This window comes from Bacillus sp. OTU530 (assembly GCF_038440375.1).
On sequence record NZ_JASATP010000001.1, the window covers coordinates 169836 to 187190 of the forward strand.

Sequence of the window (17355 nt, forward strand, 5' to 3'; positions counted from 1 at the left end):
TTTTCTTATTTCCAAAAATGATACGGCACAGTTGCCACGACAACATTCTTTTTGTGCAGTAAATAGGTGCGCAGCAGAAAACTGGATTGATTATGCAAAATATTATGCCAGTTTTTCTTCGGAATAAACTGCGGAATCAGTACTGTTACTGTATGATGGTTTTCCTTTGCCTTTGCGTCAATTGTGTCAATAAGTTTAAACAGCGGTCTTGTTAAACTACGATAGGCAGTGAATACCGTGATTAACCGTATGTTAGGTTTCCACTGCTCCCATTTTTTCTTCATTCGGAGTTCATCCTCACGATCAAAGGCGACGTATACTGCAAATACACGGTCTCCAATCGATTCCGCATATTCAATGGATTGCTCCACTACTCTCGTGATGCCTGCTATAGGTACAATTACAACATTTCCTTCAATTTCTGTTGTTTTCCCAATTGTATCAATCCGCAATTGTTCACCAACATCATCGTAATGCTTGCGGATTCGGCGAAATATAAACACAATGATAGGCAGAAAAATAAGAATAGACCATACTTGCCCAAACTTTGTGAGAAACAGGATACTTAACACCGTAAAAGTAATAATCGCCCCAAGCAGATTGGTAATCATTTTCGCGACCCAGCCCGCAGGCTTTTCCCGCAGCCATTTTAATGTCATGCCTGTTTGTGATAGGGTGAATGGAATAAATACCCCAACGGCATAGAGCGGAATGAGCTGCTCTGTTTGCCCTTTAAATGCAATAATGAGCACAATGGATCCCAGACCAAGTGTAATAATACCATTTGAATAGCCTAAACGATCTCCTCGCATTAAATACATACGCGGCATATACTTATCTGCCGCTAAATTGTATGCAAGCAAAGGAAACGCCGAAAATCCTGTGTTGGCCGCAAGAACGAGAATCAGCGCTGTTGCTCCTTGGATAAAATAGTACATAAAGTTTCGTCCAAATATCTCAGAAGCGATTTGTGAGACAACTGTTTCCTCTATTTTAGGGGTGATGGCGTACCAATACGCAAGTATCGTAATGCCGGAAAACAGCACGGCTAAAATTCCGCCCATCATTATGAGTGTCATAGCTGCATTTTTCGGCGCAGGATCTTTAAAATTTGGAATCGCATTAGAAATTGCTTCCACACCTGTTAATGCAGAACAGCCAGATGCAAATGCACGAAGCAAAAGAAATAATGTGACACCCGACACTGCTGTTCCAATTGGAGCATGCCCGCTAGCCGGAGCGTGCCCTGTTGCAATTTTAAATAGTCCTACTGCAATTAAAACAATGAGAGCAAGGACAAACAAATAAACAGGGTAGGCGAGCACGGAAGCAGACTCGGTGAGTCCTCTTAGATTGAGAATTGTAATGCAGATAACGAGTACAATCGCGATGATGACCGTATCATCGTGAAGAGCCGGAAATGCTGATGTAATTGCATCTGTTCCGGCAGAAACGCTTACCGCAACTGTTAAAATATAATCGACAAGCAGTGAGCCTCCGGCAATTAAACCAGCATTTTCGCCCAAATTACTTTTGGAAACAACGTAGGCGCCGCCCCCCTTTGGATACGAGTAAATAATTTGCCTGTACGACAAGATAAGCGCAATTAATAAAATGAGAACACCTAAAGCAATTGGGAGTGAATACCAAAAGGCAATTGTACCGAATGCGACCAGCACAATCAAAATTTGTTCTGTTCCATAGGCGACAGATGAAAGCGCGTCAGAGGATAAGATCGCCAATGCCTTTAGTTTATTTAGCTTTTGCTCCCCTAGTTCTGTTGACTTTAATGGCTTTCCGATCAGGAAACGCTTCAAAGAGGACATCATAAATTCACCACCAGTATGTAAAATGTATTGTGAATTGTACCATTTTTTTCATGTCTTTGTGTGCAAAAAATAAAATGAAATGTGAAATTAGTATGTGTCTTTTATAAACTTTATAGAAGATTATTTTTAAATTCCCAAACATTGCATCCGATTCTTGCATATGAATAATAAGTACTTCTCACCTGAAAAAAAATGGTGTAAAATAAACACATCTCTGAACATATTAATGTTTGCAAAATTAAGCCATAATAAGGGGAAGAAGCAGGAAAAGCGTTAGTATGCGTCGTATCGTTTATGACAGTCTGATTATTTGTTATTGTGAATTGGAAAGTTTTTTCAATTAAGAAGGGATACGTTTGTATGTTGATTCGTTTCAAAAAGAGTTATGAAAAAATTGCGATGGGTCTTCTTTCTTTTATGCCAACAGAAAAAGAACTGAAAAAGCTACTAGCTACAGTGAAGGAATACGAAACAAACGAAGATTGGCAATTGTATTTGTGGAAAGAGGACGATGATGTTCTTGGAATTATCGGAACAGTGAAGAAAGAAGAAGGCGTTGTGCAGGTTCAGCATATTTGCGTGAATCCATCACATCGTCATGCTGGTATGGGCAAAAAAATGGTGCAAGAGCTATGTGCCATGATGCCTGGGGTTACGCTGTACGGAAATGAGCATACTGCGGTTTTTTGCGAAAAATGCAAGGACGTATCGCATCAAGTTAGCTTATAAAAAATTGTATAATACATTGTTTCTTGTTAAGAAAAACTCGCTGGCTGGCGAGCTGTTAGGCGAAGACATAGGAGTAGCTGCACTTACATTTTATCCTTAACAATGTAAGAAAAGAAGCAAAAAAGAAAGCAGAGCAATCATCTCTGCTTTCTTTTTTGCAGTTGGCGCTGTCGTTCAGCGATAACCTCGCTTCGATCGCGCAGCGTATGCCTATGAAGGAGAGACAAGTTCGCCATATCACTGTTGCTTCCGAATTGGAATCCCAGCTTCTCACATTGGCGGATGCATGTCTCGGTTAGCCCGCCATCAGCAATCGGGAGCATGATACTTTTGTAAGCTCGCTGATGGATTATATCATCGAGCTGGTTGCCTAAGAGACGCAGCAATGATTCATAATCAAGTCCAAGCGCTCTAACTGCCGCTTCCTCTTTCTGTAAGATGGCAAGGGCATGTTCCATCATGCGCGCAGCGCCTTTCCAATTGCCGCGGCGCTGATGATATAAGGAAACCGCAATTTGAATCAGCCCGACCCAATGCGGCTTTCGCTGGCCGCGCGGCTCCTCCTTCCAATATTCCTCCAAAATTTCATGACATTCAAAATAATCACGGTCTCCATGAAAATGAATTAAGTATTGTATGTATGCGTTTGGATACATGTACAGAGCCCCTTTGTAACACTTTAAGAAAGCATAAGTTTCCAGCCAGAAGCCACTCGACGCAGCAGGAAATCTTAGGAATAAAGTGTAAGAAATTTAAGCTAACAAATTTGATTTACCTACCATTTTACCATAATCAAGAAAAAGCAGCCGGAAGGAAATCCGGCTGCCTTCGGGTCACCAGCAGATGCAAGCTGCACCAACGATAATTAACAAAATAAACAACACCACAATTAAAGCAAATCCGCTATGATGTCCTCCCACATGATCACCCATAGTTTTTGAACCTCCTACATAATTGTTTGCTTCATTACAGTGTTATCATATGTAGGACATAAGCCCCGTTGCGTGGGCGAATGTCTAGTTCCAAATAAAAGAATTTCTGACTTTTTCTAAGAACGGTTGGATAGTTCATCCGGATGCTCTATACTTATAATGTTCTGCCGTTTGGTCTTCTCGAGCAGAAGCCCCGGCGGTATTAAGGAATTGGTGGGATGTATCGTGCAATACAATGTTAAAATTGATGCCTTTGAAGGCCCTTTAGATTTACTTTTACATTTAATCAATCGTTATGAAATCGATATATACGATATCCCTGTTGCAACCATTACGGAGCAGTATGTATCGTACATACATGCGATGCAGGAGCTTCAGCTGGATGTGGCGAGCGAGTTTTTGGTTATGGCGGCAACGCTGCTGGCTATGAAAAGCAAAATGCTCCTTCCTAAGCATGAAGAGGAATGGTCCGAAGATGGCGAGGAGCTTACGGAGGATCCGCGTCAGGAGCTGATGGAGCGTTTAATAGAATACAAGAAATATAAAGAAGCCGCAACGGAATTAAAGGAGCGAGAGGGAGAACGTGCCCAGCTGTTTACACGCCCTCCGGCCGACTTAAGTCCGTTTCAAGGGCAGGATAGCGACGAACGTATACCGCTGGATGTTACGCTGTACGACATGCTTGCAGCCTTTCAAAAGCTGATGCGGCGTAAAACGCTCCAGCGGCCAATTACGACAACTATTACGCGTCAGGAAATTTCCATTGAGGCACAGATGGATGAAGTAATGAAGCGTGTGAGGTTAAGTGGAGGCCGGCAGCGGTTTTTTGATTTGTTTGGGCAAGATGACAGGGAAGCAATAGTTGTTACGTTTTTAGCTGTGTTGGAGCTGATGAAAAAAAAGCTCATCATGATCGAGCAGGAGCGTAATTTTGACGAGATTTATGTCTTTCAAACATAGAGGAGGAGATTGTGTTGGAACGTGCAGAACAAAAAGCAGTCGTTGAGGGGCTTCTCTTCATCTCTGGAGATGAAGGAATCTATCTTGAACAGATTGCAGGTGTACTAGAATTAGAGAAGGGAGAGGTGCAATTGCTTTTACAGCAGCTGCAGGAGGACTATCAGAGACCTAGCTGCGGCTTGCAAATTGTTCAATATGCACAGACATATCGTCTAACAACAAAAAAGGAGCATGCCTCCTACTACAAGAAGCTTATTGAAACGCCTATGTCGTCTTCCTTATCGCAGGCGGCGCTTGAAACGCTTGCAATTATAGCATACCGCCAGCCTATTACAAGAACGGAAATTGAAGAGGTTCGCGGCGTGAAGACGGAAAAGGCGCTGCAAACACTCATTTCCCGCTTGCTGGTGAAGGAAATCGGGCGAGCCGAGGGAACAGGGCGTCCAATTTTATATGGTACAACAAAGGAATTTTTAGATACATTCGGATTGAAAACATTAAAAGAGCTTCCTCCGCTGCCAGAGGAAGTGCAGAATATGAACGAAGCAGATTTATTTTTTGATTCGCTTCGTGAACTCCCTGTGGAACAAGAAGCCTGACAACTGTCGGGCTTTTTTGTATTGTAGGAAACTATAAATTCCCAGACAGAAGCCAACTCGACGTAGCGAGAAATTTTAGGAATGAAGTATAGGGGCAATTACGCCTCTGTCTTCGCCCAAGAGCAAGGATCGACAATCCGCAATTTATATACATGAAAATAAAGTAAACGCCTCATAATAAGCAGAAAAAGGAGGCTGTTGTATGAAGTGGATACGGGTTATATGTTTTGGCTTGTCTGTTCTCTTTTGCCTCCAATTGTCGGGTGTTTCGTATGCTACACATGATTTCGCTGTACAGGCAAGTAAGTTCATTTCAGAGCAGGAGCAATCTAATAAGCTAAAGATTATGTTTTTGCAGGTTGGACAAGGGGATGCAACTTTGCTTGTTCTGCCAAATCAAAAGACGGTGCTTATTGATGGAGGACCGCATGAGGCGGGGGAAGTAATTATGAATAAGCTCATTGAAAAAGGGATTAAACGTCTTGATTTGGTTGTCAGCACGCATCCAGACATGGATCATATCGGCGGGTTAATTCCTATTATTCAGCAGGTGCCGGTTGCTATGGTGCTAGATAGCGGTAAACCTTATGGTACACTCACCTATCATATGTACGTACGCAGCGTGAAAAAGCGACGAATTCCCTTTATTCCCGCAGAGGAAGGAAAATTCCTGCAAATGGATCCGGACGTATCCATCCAAGTACTGAATACTGGAAAAAGAAAACTGCAAAACAACGAGTCTTCCATTGTGCTGAAAATTAGATATAAGAAGGCCGATTTCCTGCTTATGGCAGATGCAGATGTAAGGACAGAAAAGAAAATAATTCAAACGTATCCTGTTCATGCGGATGTTCTGAAAATCGGTCATCACGGCTCTTATACCTCAACAGGACGGTTGCTTTTGGAGAATGTGTATCCTCAATTTGCCGTTATTTCTTACGAAAAAGGAAATCCATACGGTCATCCTCATCGGAGTGTGATGAAGCGGATTCGGAAATTTGGCATTCAAGTGTATACAACCGCTGACGGTGATGTGGAAATGGAGACGGATGGAAACAGCTTGCAAATACAAGGCGGTCTACCGTTGCCGTTGTTGCGATAAGCTAAGGTTATTCTACCTATGAGCAGATTACACATAAAGAAAAGCGGACAAGGCCCGCCTTTTATGGCAGCGTAGAGGTGGGCCAAAGTAAAAGGTGCTTTTTGCCTTTTGCGGAGGTTCAGCCTGAAGTCTGCCATTTTGGGCCTAGGGAGCTAAGACATCACCCCGAAAAGTTATATACTTTCTTAATCTTGTAAAGAAAACTCGCCGATTGGCGAAGACAGAAACGTAGTTGCATTTACACTTTGTTCCCCAAATTTCCTGCTGCATCGAATTTGCCTCCAGCTGGAAATGTATTCTTTTTGAAATTATAAAAACATACTGCTTATAGTGATTATATAGCAGTATGTTTTTATAATTATGTATAGGTTAACAGCTCTGTGGATTGCTTCTCTTGAAGATTCTCCTTGCACAGGGAACTGCTACGGTTTCTTAAGTCTTGTGGCCGGCATTTCTTACACAGTTTGTTGATTATGCATACGAACGTATTCTGCGGCTTCTTTTACGGATGCCGCTACATGCCCGGCATGCCGTTTTACCTCTTTGTCTGCATCCTTCATGGCAAAGCTGTGCGGCGTGAGCTGAAACATAGGAATATCATTATAGGAATCGCCAATGCATGCCATTTCATCAGCTCGTACGCCGTGCTGCTCGAGCAATACGGAAACAGCTGCTCCCTTGCTTACACTAGCTGGCATAATGTCGAGGCACTCCTTTGCCGAGATAAAGGTGCTCACTTTTCCCGCGAAGCGATCCTCGATTTCCTGTTGCAGTTCTACTAAAGCAGCCTCATTGCCGCCGATCGAGATTTTGTGAGGAAATATTGTTTTCCCAACCTTATCCAGCAACTTCGGTTCCTCAACGGAATGCAGTTTGGCTTTTTCTTCTAATTCCAAAATGAAAGGGCTTTTTTTCTCAATATAATAATTATGCTCATCACTGATATAACGAATAAATTTTTCGCCGCTTGATATTGCAAGCAATTGCGGTAAAATATCTGGCTCGAAGGAGGCGTTCAACAGCTGTTCGTTGTCATGCGTGTAAACAAATACACCATTTACGCTAATACGGTGAAAGTTTGTACCGATATCCTTCATCAACGCGGCAATTTCATTATCTAATCGGCCGGATGCAAAGCAAAGAATGACACCTTCTTCAGCCATCCTACGCAGTGCCTGCACATCCTCTTTATCAATAATGCCCCCGTGCTGCATCATTGTGCCGTCGATATCGCTTACAAACATTTTGATCATAGATAACCGCTCCTTTTTATTTAGTGGAATGCTATGTTAGAAATATAGTTATATCCATTATAGTCGTCAGGACAGCCGATGTCTAAAAGGAAGAGCCTTGTATTGGCAGTTGTTTTGCATTGACGATAAAGCACTGGTTTTGTAACATGGAGACAGACTGTTTTTCGCATAAAGGTGGAGGATATATGAGAGAAGGGCTTGAAGTACAAAAAGTGCTTAACAATAACGTCATCATCGCCTCCCATCCGGAGCATGAAGAGGTTGTCGTGATTGGCAAAGGAATCGGATTCGGAAAGAAGACGGGAGACCAACTATCCGCAGAGACAATCGAGAAAATGTTTATTTTGACAAATGAACGGGAACGAGAACAATACAAAACGCTTGTTCCGCATGTGAGTGAACGATTGATTGAGCTTATGAACGATATTATGCTGTACATTCAAGACCGGGTAAGTGAGCCGTTAAATGAACATATTCATATCGCACTCACTGATCATATTGCATTTGCAATTAAGCGGCTGAAGCAAGGCTTTGCGATGGACAACCCATTTTTGCTAGAGACGAAAGCGCTGTATCCTCAGGAATATGAGATTGCTAAAGGCGTTATTGAAATGCTGAATGAAAGGTTAAACATTTCACTCCCTGAAGGAGAAGTCGGGTTTATTGCATTGCACATTTACAGCTCGGTTACAAACTCGGAAGTATCATCTGTCAATCAAAATTCCCGTTTGATCTCGCGCTTAATTACTCTGATCGAAGAGCATCTACAGATTGAACTGGCCCGCGACAGCGTTCATTACCTTCGTCTCATTCGACATTTGCATTATACAATTGAACGTGTGAGGAACGGAGAACAGGTAGAGGAGCCAAGGCGATTTGCAGAAATTTTGCGGGAGGAATATCCAACTGCTTATGCTGTAGCATGGAAGCTTGTAAGGGTAATGGAGCAGCAATTGCAGCTTTCGGTGTATGAGGCGGAAACAGTGTACCTCACGATGCATCTGCAGCGCCTCGCGCAAGGAAAAACGCCGAACTAGGGTCGGATGTTTAAAAAAATATAAAAATAAAAATAAAAAGTATTGAATCGCTTACATGTACTGTGTATAATATTTTTCGTAAGCACTATGTTTCGACAAAAGTCGCAAGGTTTCTTCAGAAAGCCGTTTGCGGCCTGTAACAGTTGAATATTGCTATTATTTATCTCGTTCGACACGTGTTACTGATTCGATCAGGCATGAGTGAAGAAGGGCTCGGAATGATAGCTGATCATAGGGGTATACTACCCTTGAACAGCTATTTTCTGCCTTTTTCCTCATGCCTTTTTTATGTTTGTCGAGCATAAAAAATAAAAACCCTAAAAAGGAGGAAGAGTCCAAATGTTTAAAAAATTATTTGGTGTGCTTCAAAAAGTCGGGAAAGCGCTCATGCTTCCGGTTGCGATTTTGCCTGCGGCAGGTATTTTGCTCGCGCTTGGTAATGCATTCCAAAATCCGGCACTTACAGATCGTATTCCAGCATTAACAACTGACTGGTTCGTTATGATTGCAAAAGTTATGGAGCAATCAGGCGGCGTTGTTTTTGATAATCTGCCACTTCTGTTCGCGGTAGGGGTAGCAGTAGGGCTAGCAGGCGGTGAAGGTGTTGCCGGCTTAGCAGCCATCGTTGGTTACTTAATTATGAATAAAACACTGAGCGTAATTGCAGGTGTAACAGCTGACAAAATTGGTACTGATCCTTCATTTGCAAACGTTCTTGGTATTCCGACGCTGCAAACAGGTGTGTTCGGCGGTATTATTGTCGGTGTCCTAGCGGCATATTGCTATAACAAGTACTTTAACATTGAACTTGCTTCTTACTTAGGATTCTTTGCAGGGAAGCGTTTCGTTCCGATTGCGACTGCGGCATTTTCATTACTTTTAGGTTTAGTGCTGTTCTTTATCTGGCCTCCAGTACAGCACGCGTTAAACGCATTCTCTCATAACGTAATTGATGCAAACAGAACAGTTGCGGCATTTGTGTTCGGATTGGTAGAACGTTCTTTAATTCCATTTGGTCTGCATCACGTATTTTACACTCCAATTTGGTATGAATTTGGTCAATATACAGACAAAGCAGGAAACATTGTACACGGTGACCAAAAGATTTTCTTTGCTCAATTAAAAGATGGTGCTCCTTTGACAGCTGGTACGTTCATGACAGGTAAATATCCATTCATGATGTTCGGTCTTCCAGCAGCTGCATTAGCAATGTATCATGAAGCACGTCCAGAAAATAAAAAAATGGCAGCAGGTATCTTAGGTTCTGCCGCATTAACATCTTTCTTAACAGGTATCACTGAGCCAATCGAATTTTCATTCTTGTTCTTGGCTCCTGTATTATTCGCAGTTCACGCTGTGTTTGCTGGTCTTTCCTTCATGATTATGGATATTTTAAATGTGAAAATTGGTATGACATTCTCTGGTGGTTTAATTGACTTCCTATTGTTCGGGGTTCTTCCAGGCCGTACAGCGTGGTGGTTAGTAATTCCAGTTGGTCTTGCATTCGCAGTTATTTACTACTTCGGATTCCGTTTTGCAATCCGCAAATGGGATTTGAAAACACCAGGCCGTGAAGTAGTAGAAGAAAATGAAGAAGGTCCAGTAGCCTCCGCAGGAGAGCTTCCGCATGAAATCCTAGCAGCTCTTGGCGGTAAAGAAAATATCGCTTCTTTAGATGCTTGTATCACTCGTTTACGTGTACAGGTTGCAGATCAAAAGAATGTTGATAAATCACGCTTAAAAGCACTTGGCGCAGCAGGCGTATTAGAAGTAGGTAACAACATTCAAGCGATTTTCGGGCCAAAATCCGATACATTGAAATCACAAATTCATGACATCATGAAAGGTCGTACACCGCAAATTGTGAAGGAAGTACAACCGGCGCAGCCAGTGAAAGCAGAGCAAGCGGCGGCAACTAAAGAAGAAGTAATCGTGGCTCCAATTGAAGGAAAGCTTGTTCCAATCACAGAAGTTCCAGACCAAGTATTCGCAGGAAAAATGATGGGTGATGGCTTTGCGATTGAACCAGCAGAAGGTACAGTTGTATCTCCAGTAAACGGTGAAATCATCAATGCGTTCCCGACAAAACATGCTATCGGTATTTTATCTGAAGGCGGAAAAGAAATTTTAATCCACTTCGGTATTGATACAGTAAAATTAAATGGTGAAGGCTTTGAGCTTCTTGTGAGCCAAGGCGATAAAGTAAAACAAGGACAACCATTGTTGAAGGTAGACCTAGACTTCGTGAAAGCAAATGCGCCTTCGGTTATGACTCCTGTAGTCTTCACAAACCTAAAAGAAGGACAGGAAATCGTTATTAAAAAGCAAGGCAACGTAGCAAAAGGTGAAAAAGACGTTGTAGCTATTAAATAAAAAGTATTAAAATGGCTCATAGCTTATAGTAAGCAATGCAAATACGTTGCTTACTATAGGTTTTTAATAATAACTATACAGAAAAAAGGGGACCATCATTATGGAAAAAACTTTTAAAGTAACTAGCCATGCTGGTATTCATGCTCGTCCTGCAACACTTCTTGTAAACACTGCAAGCAAATTCAATGCTGATATCCAATTAGCGTATTCAGGAAAAACTGTAAACCTAAAGTCCATCATGGGTGTAATGTCTTTAGGTATTCAAGAAGGAAGCTCAATCACAATTACTGCCAACGGTGGAGATGCGGCTCAAGCCTTAGCAGCTATTGAAGATACAATGAAAAGCGAAGGTCTAGGAGAATAATGACACTTCATATCCAAGGGATTGCCGCATCCAACGGAATCGCAATTGCAAAAGCATTTCGTTTGGAAAATCCTGACTTCACTATTGAAAAAAAATCTGTTGCTGATGCAGCAGCTGAAGTGGCGCGCTTAGAAGCAGCGCTTGAAACATCAAAGGGTGAGCTCTCTGCCATTAAAGACCGCGCTTTGACGGAGCTTGGTGCAGATAAGGCTGCAATCTTTGAGGCGCACCTTCTCGTACTTAATGATCCAGAGCTTGTAAACCCAGTAAAAGACCGCATCAATAGCGAGGCTCTAAATGCTGAGTTTGCGATGAATGAAGTCGCTAACATGTTCATCGGCTTGTTCGAAGGCATGGATAACGAGTATATGAAAGAGCGTGCTGCTGATATTCGTGACGTAACGAAACGTGTATTAGCGCATCTATTAGGAATTAACTTCTCAAATCCAAGCACAATTTCTGAAGAAGTTATCATTATCGCTGAAGATTTAACACCTTCTGATACAGCACAGCTTAACCGCACATATGCAAAAGGCTTTACAACAGATATCGGCGGACGTACGTCTCACTCAGCGATTATGGCACGTTCTATGGAAATTCCAGCAGTTGTTGGTACAAAGGTTGTTATGGAGCAAATTAAAAATGGCGACCTTGTTATCGTAGACGGCTTAGATGGAAATGTAGTCGTAAATCCATCTGCTGAGGAGCTTCGCGCTTACGAAGAGAAAAAAGCGAACCACGAAGCACAAAAAGCAGAATGGGCGAAATTAAAAAATGAACATACAGTAACCGCTGACGGACATCAAGTTGAGCTCGTTGCCAACATCGGAACACCAAAGGATGTAAAAGGTGTACTTGATAATGGCGGCGAAGGTGTCGGCTTATACCGTACAGAATTCTTATACATGGGCCGCGACAATCTTCCAACAGAAGAAGAGCAATTTGATGCATACAAAACTGTTCTGGAAAGCATGGAAGGAAAGCCTGTTGTTGTTCGTACACTAGATATCGGCGGCGATAAAGAGCTTCCATACTTACATCTTCCAAAGGAAATGAACCCATTCCTTGGATATCGTGCAATCCGTCTTTGCCTAGATGAGCAAGACGTGTTCCGTACGCAGCTTCGCGCATTGCTTCGTGCAAGTGTGTATGGCAACCTAAAAATCATGTTCCCAATGATCGCGACTGTAGACGAGTTCCGTCAAGCAAAGGCTGTGCTTCTTGAAGAGAAGGACAAGCTTGTACAAAGCGGCGTGACTGTATCTGACAGCATCGAAGTTGGTATGATGGTAGAGATCCCTGCATCTGCCGTACTTGCTGATGTATTCGCGAAGGAAGTTGATTTCTTCTCAATCGGAACAAATGACTTAATTCAATACACAATGGCAGCAGACCGTATGAATGAGCAAGTAGCGTACTTGTACCAGCCATACAATCCGTCCATTTTACGTCTTGTAAAAATGGTTATCGATGCAGCTCATAAAGAAGGAAAATGGGCTGGCATGTGTGGCGAAATGGCGGGCGACTCGCTTGCGATTCCGCTTCTTATCGGCTTAGGACTAGACGAGTTCAGCATGAGCGCAACGTCTATTCTTGCAGCAAGAACACAAATGCGCAAGCTTTCTAAGTCTCAAATGGAAGAACTTGCACAAAAAGCATTACAAATGGCAACTGCTGAAGAGGTAGTTGAGCTTGTAAAGAGCATCTAATAGAAAACGACCTTGCTAATTTTTAGCAGGGTCGTTTTCTATTGTTGAAACAATCTATTAACCTTTTCCTTACACTCGAGAAACATAGTTCCATTCGTAGGCATACCCCCATCCTACTCATCCGCGCGAAAAAACAGAAATAGAGAAGAGAAAACTCTAGAAAAATTTATGAACTTCATAGCCTTATTTATGTAAAACTTCCACAAGAGCCTGTACACCTCGTCCCCTTTTCATGCATATCATGTATCAACAGTATAAAGGAGGTGAGATAGTATGAGTTTTAACGGTAACTATGGAAACAGCTTCTGGGGATGCGGCGGTCATGACAAAAAGGAAAACCACCACAACGTCCACCACAACGTCCACCACAACGTCACCAATGTAGCATCTGTAAACGACCTTACTCCATTTCTCCGTCAATTAAGCCCTGGCACAAGAGTGACTGTACAATACGATAGCCAGCCTCCAGCAACAGGCGTTTTCCAAGGCTTCCAAAACGGCTTTGTTTTGCTAGATAACTTTAATGGCTTTCCTGGTTTGACTCGTCTATTACCAAACAGAATCAACGCGATTTCTCCTTCCGGTGGAGGACGTTACTAAGGCTAATTCCTCAGCAATAATCTCCTTTTCCAATAAGGCTTGTTCCGACTATTAATATGATTATAGGGAGGTGAATAATATGGGTAACTATAACTATAGCAACAACAACAACTATAACAACACTAACGTGGCAGGGGTGAATGACTTAACTCCATTTCTCCGCCAATTAAGCCCTGGTACAAGAGTAAGACTACAGTACGATAGCCAACCGCCAGCAACAGGCGTTTTCCAAGGCTTCCAAAATGGCTTTGTATTGCTAGATAACTTTAATGGCTTCCCAGGCTTAACTCGTCTATTACCAAGAAGGATTAATGCGGTTGCACCGTTCGCAACTGGTGGTAGATACGACGATGACGATTTTATGGAAGATTTCGAAGACTAATTGCAAATCAAAAGAGCACGGGAATATCCCCGTGCTCAGTTCATGTTTCTTACATATTTACAAAATAGCAACAGCTTGAATCGCGCTGATACGAATACGCATTACATTGTCTTTTACTAAAAATAAGGCATAGCTCCTTTGAAAGCCTTCAAACTGGCCCTTAATAAATCCGGATTCATGAAACCAAATTGCGACTCGCTGCCCTGGAGAAATATCTTGTAAAATGTCAGCTTCCGGGCTCTCTGAACGAACGAAGCGATCCTCAGCCTCATAGCGCCTTGGAAAGTCAAATGCCCACATGGCGGCACCTCCTTATGTATAGCATATTCAGCTTGTTTTTCGGAGGTGCGCTGCTTGTTTTTGAAAATATAAATTTCTCGAGCTAGAAAGCCAATTCGATGTAGTGAGAAATGTTAGGAATACCGTATAAGAGCAGGGCTCGCCAATCGACGAGTTTTCTTTACACACGTCTTGTTTTCAAGCGAACAATGATATACACAGGAATAGCGAAGGCCAGAGGCAAAAGGGAGTGTAATGACGTTTCTGTATGAGCTCCTTTTGCAAGCTGCAGCCATGGAATAGTAAAAACATCACCAATCAAATAAAGAAGCAAAACGGTTACAACATAGCAAAGAACCGCCATAAAGCTTCCATGCAACTTCAAATTCATCTTCCTCCGTTTATATTCTTTTTCTACCATTATATCATGGATGTAAAAACCATGCTTGTTAGACTGTTCTCGTGACATACAGAACATAGCAGCGCCGATCTTCATCCAGTTCTGCCGAATCCCGTTTGCAAATACCGATTGTCGGAACATCAACATAATCCTTCAGCAAATAGCGGATCACTTCCCAATGTCCCCGTCCGTACGGATTGATCTGTAATGTATACAAAAGAGGCATATGAGAAGGAGAAAGATATTCACGAAACTCAAGATGAATGCCTTCATTTTTGTAGAATATTTCCCCCGGCAATGCAGCGGCAGCCCCGAGATGCTCAATGATAAGCATCTCTTCATTTCCATCCATTTCGTTCGAAAGCAGACGATACTGCGAGCCATTTACAATAAAGTACTCACACAGCTGTCTTGCATAAACTTCATTTGCATCGATAGCGCCTTCCTTATATGTATAGAAAGCTTCATAGCTTTGGTCGTCCTTCTGTAAGTAATAGGTAAGATGCATGAGAATTTTCTCCTTTCATCTTGTTCTTCTACATCATATCATAAATTATAGAAGAAACTACATACGAAAGAGAGGCTACCCATGACCAAAACAACAAATATGATGATTGGTATATTTGCAGTTCTCGGAACAGTGGGCTGCGGCAAGGACGAAGCACTTCCCCCTAAGCCAGATGATTTAAGCTGCGGAGAATATGAGTTTGATTATGATGATGGAGTCTGGGAGTGTGACGATCGAACCTCTCGCTATTACGGTCATTATTTTTACGGTGGAACATGGTTCCAATCACGTCAGGCTCTGCATGCTTATGCTCCCTATCAGAAGTATAAACAAAGTCCAGGGTTTAAAAAAGGCTTCGGGTCTGGTTCAGCGGTGAGCGGCTCATGAGTGATCGCATTTCCTTTTATAATACAATTCACGACTTTTGGCCAGATTTGTACGGTCAGCCCTATGCTTTATATGATGTGCTGCTTATTTCAAAGGAGACAACAGAGCAACTACGAGAGGCGTCTACACGCGCAAGCCATATTTTTTTTAAGGTGGCTTCGCTTCTTCGCCGCCTTGATGAGGAAACTTTGCTTGCGATGTATTATCCAAAGGAAGCAATCCCATTTCTGCGTCTCACATCTTCACTTTCAGAAAGCGTCATTGCTCGCTTGGATTTTGTAGAAAGCAATGAAGGCTTTAAGGTGATGGAGTTAAATGCTGATACACCGACCTTTATTAAGGAGCTGTTTTCCGTAAATAAACAAGTATGTGCGCACTTTCGATGTGCGGATGTAAATGAGGGAGAAGCGTATAAGCTGCAGATGGCAGTACAAGAGGCCGTTGATATATCAGCGGGAAGAGATGATGCATACATTGTATTTACCGCTCATGAAGATAATGACGAGGATCGTTTAACTGTCCTGTATTTACAACAGCTGTATGGAAAAGCATCGCGGTTTGTGCCACTCGACAAGCTGCAAATTATTCCTCATGAGGGGCTATATGATGAGAAAGGAAAAAAAATAGATGTACTATATCGACAAACGTTTCCAATTGAAAGTCTGCTACTTGATTACGATGAAGCCGGAGCCCCGATTGGCCATATGCTTTTATCTTTAGTATGCGCTGGGAAATTGAAGGTCATTAATCCTCCATCAGCCTTCCTGCTGCAAAATAAAGCTGTTCAAGCTGTGATTTGGGGGCTTCATGAGGAGCGAAATTCGTTTTTTAGCGATGAGGAGCATGAATGGATTGCAAAGCATTTTTTACCTACTTATTTAGAAGAAGATACATTTTTGATGAAGCGCATGCCGTATGTCAAGAAGCCTATATTTGGTCGTGAAGGTGATACGGTGGAACTGTATGACGGCAAAGGAAGCAAAACGCTGGAGGAGACGCAGAAATCATATGAAGCCTATGGCTTTGTATATCAGCAGTATGTTGATTTGCCTGTGCTGCAAATAGATGTGAACGGACAGAAGCAGGATGGCCATATGATGTACGGGAGTTTTTTGCTAAATGGACGCGCAAGCAGCATTGGCTGCCGCGTTGGGGGAAAGATCACGAATAATGTAGCGTATTATTTGCCTCTGGGTATACAAAAGGACGAGGGATGAATGATCCCCCGTCTTCTGTACCGCTTGATGATGGTGTAAGCTTCCGGCTTTTCCGATTACATCCATTCTGTAGTGCGTGAAATATCCATGCGAGAGGAAGGATGTCCTTTTACACTTGCTTCTCCTAAAGTAATCAGCATGATCGGCAGATAACGCTCGGAAACCTGGAACTCTTCAACAAGTGCCTTCGCATTATAACCGCCAATCGGACAAGTGTCCCAGCCCTTTGCTTTTGCCGCAAGCATAAATTGCATTGCTGCAAGAGATGCGTTACAAACAGCAGCATCGCGTGAGTATTGCGCATTGTTATGGGCGCTGGCTACGTTTTGAGCCAAACGGTCAAACGCTTCCTGCGTCATATAGCCTTCCTTCACAAGCGGACCGAACACATCGTCAACATTTTGATTCGCTTCTAAGTCCCCCAGCACCGCGATTACTGCTGAAGCATCTACAACCTGCTGTTGTCCATAAGCGATGGAAAGCAAGCGCTGCTGTACGTCTTTTCCATGGAATACAAGAAATTTCCAGTGCTGCAGATTCCAAGCAGATGGTGCTTTGCCAGCTGCATTTAACAATTCTGTTAACTCTTCTTTTGTGATTTCCTTTTCTGGGTTGTATGCCCGCGTAGATGTACGCTCCTCGAGTACTGTGAAAAAATCTGCCATTGCTGTATCCTCCATGTTTCTTTATTAACT

General features: G+C 42.6%; 20 protein-coding genes. 12 read left to right on the forward strand and 8 right to left on the reverse strand.

All coding sequences use genetic code 11. From position 1 onward, the window contains the following. Positions 1–5: 5 nt before the first annotated feature. Positions 6–1829, reverse strand: coding sequence for an APC family permease (locus AAHB12_RS00920; RefSeq protein WP_342043992.1), 1824 nt, complete (start codon positions 1827–1829; stop codon positions 6–8). A gap of 360 nt (positions 1830–2189) precedes the next feature. Here AAHB12_RS00920 and AAHB12_RS00925 point away from each other — a divergent pair, with 360 nt between their 5' ends. After that, positions 2190–2558, forward strand: coding sequence for a GNAT family N-acetyltransferase (locus AAHB12_RS00925; protein WP_129727043.1), 369 nt, complete (start codon positions 2190–2192; stop codon positions 2556–2558). 137 nt (positions 2559–2695) lie between these two features. Here AAHB12_RS00925 and AAHB12_RS00930 read toward each other — a convergent pair whose 3' ends face one another. Then, positions 2696–3214, reverse strand: coding sequence for a DUF309 domain-containing protein (locus tag AAHB12_RS00930; protein WP_129727042.1), 519 nt, complete (start codon positions 3212–3214; stop codon positions 2696–2698). Between the two features lie 177 nt (positions 3215–3391). Continuing rightward, positions 3392–3490 (reverse strand): YjcZ family sporulation protein, encoded by a 99-nt coding sequence (locus AAHB12_RS00935; protein ID WP_129727041.1) that lies wholly within the window; start codon positions 3488–3490, stop codon positions 3392–3394. Between the two features lie 225 nt (positions 3491–3715). Between AAHB12_RS00935 and AAHB12_RS00940 the strand changes: the two genes are divergently transcribed. From AAHB12_RS00940 to AAHB12_RS00950, 3 genes are all read left to right on the forward strand, one after another. Continuing rightward, positions 3716–4450: a segregation/condensation protein A gene (locus AAHB12_RS00940; RefSeq protein ID WP_129727040.1), complete on the forward strand. Its 735-nt coding sequence runs from the start codon at positions 3716–3718 to the stop codon at positions 4448–4450. A gap of 14 nt (positions 4451–4464) precedes the next feature. Continuing rightward, the gene (gene scpB / locus AAHB12_RS00945; protein WP_129727039.1) at positions 4465–5049 is read left to right on the forward strand and encodes an SMC-Scp complex subunit ScpB; all 585 of its coding nucleotides are present in this window, start codon (positions 4465–4467) and stop codon (positions 5047–5049) included. Positions 5050–5251: 202 nt separating this feature from the next. Then, positions 5252–6151 (forward strand): ComEC/Rec2 family competence protein, encoded by a 900-nt coding sequence (locus AAHB12_RS00950; RefSeq protein ID WP_342043993.1) that lies wholly within the window; start codon positions 5252–5254, stop codon positions 6149–6151. Between the two features lie 455 nt (positions 6152–6606). On the opposite strand, the gene AAHB12_RS00955 is transcribed toward AAHB12_RS00950, so the two are convergent. After that, on the reverse strand, positions 6607–7404 hold the full coding sequence (locus AAHB12_RS00955; RefSeq protein WP_342043994.1) for an HAD family hydrolase: 798 nt from the start codon (positions 7402–7404) through the stop codon (positions 6607–6609). A 185-nt stretch (positions 7405–7589) separates the two neighbouring features. On the opposite strand from AAHB12_RS00955, the gene glcT reads away from it, so the two are divergent. The 6 genes from glcT (at position 7590) to AAHB12_RS00985 (ending at position 13869) form a co-directional block, all read left to right on the forward strand. After that, positions 7590–8441, forward strand: coding sequence for a glucose PTS transporter transcription antiterminator GlcT (gene glcT, locus AAHB12_RS00960; RefSeq protein WP_129727036.1), 852 nt, complete (start codon positions 7590–7592; stop codon positions 8439–8441). Between the two features lie 339 nt (positions 8442–8780). Further along, positions 8781–10814: a glucose-specific PTS transporter subunit IIBC gene (ptsG, locus tag AAHB12_RS00965; protein WP_342043995.1), complete on the forward strand. Its 2034-nt coding sequence runs from the start codon at positions 8781–8783 to the stop codon at positions 10812–10814. Between the two features lie 100 nt (positions 10815–10914). Further along, a complete protein-coding gene (locus AAHB12_RS00970; protein ID WP_129727034.1) occupies positions 10915–11178 on the forward strand; it encodes a phosphocarrier protein HPr in 264 nt (87 codons plus the stop codon). Then, complete coding sequence (ptsP, locus tag AAHB12_RS00975; protein ID WP_342043996.1) at positions 11178–12887, forward strand: phosphoenolpyruvate--protein phosphotransferase; 1710 nt, start codon at positions 11178–11180, stop codon at positions 12885–12887. The genes AAHB12_RS00970 and ptsP overlap by 1 nt, the downstream gene beginning before the upstream one ends. Positions 12888–13160: 273 nt before the next feature. Then, positions 13161–13487, forward strand: a complete 327-nt coding sequence (locus AAHB12_RS00980) for a hypothetical protein (protein WP_342043997.1) — start codon at positions 13161–13163, stop codon at positions 13485–13487. A 79-nt stretch (positions 13488–13566) separates the two neighbouring features. Continuing rightward, complete coding sequence (locus AAHB12_RS00985) at positions 13567–13869, forward strand: hypothetical protein (RefSeq protein ID WP_129727031.1); 303 nt, start codon at positions 13567–13569, stop codon at positions 13867–13869. A gap of 57 nt (positions 13870–13926) precedes the next feature. Here the strand turns inward: AAHB12_RS00985 and AAHB12_RS00990 are convergent, their stop codons facing one another. From AAHB12_RS00990 to AAHB12_RS01000, 3 genes are all read right to left on the reverse strand, one after another. Beyond that, positions 13927–14169 carry a hypothetical protein gene (locus AAHB12_RS00990; RefSeq protein WP_129727030.1) on the reverse strand — a complete coding sequence of 81 codons (243 nt, stop codon included), beginning with the start codon at positions 14167–14169 and terminating at the stop codon, positions 13927–13929. Between the two features lie 160 nt (positions 14170–14329). After that, positions 14330–14512: a hypothetical protein gene (locus tag AAHB12_RS00995; protein ID WP_379952312.1), complete on the reverse strand. Its 183-nt coding sequence runs from the start codon at positions 14510–14512 to the stop codon at positions 14330–14332. A gap of 85 nt (positions 14513–14597) precedes the next feature. Beyond that, positions 14598–15056, reverse strand: coding sequence for an RNA helicase (locus AAHB12_RS01000; RefSeq protein WP_129727028.1), 459 nt, complete (start codon positions 15054–15056; stop codon positions 14598–14600). A gap of 81 nt (positions 15057–15137) precedes the next feature. On the opposite strand from AAHB12_RS01000, the gene AAHB12_RS01005 reads away from it, so the two are divergent. Both AAHB12_RS01005 and AAHB12_RS01010 read left to right on the forward strand, forming a co-directional pair. After that, entirely contained in the window at positions 15138–15443 is a 306-nt protein-coding gene (locus AAHB12_RS01005) for an aminotransferase yhxA (protein WP_342043998.1), read from the forward strand. Continuing rightward, positions 15440–16660, forward strand: coding sequence for a glutathionylspermidine synthase family protein (locus tag AAHB12_RS01010; protein ID WP_342043999.1), 1221 nt, complete (start codon positions 15440–15442; stop codon positions 16658–16660). The genes AAHB12_RS01005 and AAHB12_RS01010 overlap by 4 nt, the downstream gene beginning before the upstream one ends. A gap of 56 nt (positions 16661–16716) precedes the next feature. Here the strand turns inward: AAHB12_RS01010 and AAHB12_RS01015 are convergent, their stop codons facing one another. Beyond that, positions 16717–17325, reverse strand: coding sequence for a nitroreductase family protein (locus tag AAHB12_RS01015; RefSeq protein WP_129727026.1), 609 nt, complete (start codon positions 17323–17325; stop codon positions 16717–16719). Positions 17326–17355 lie beyond the last annotated feature (30 nt).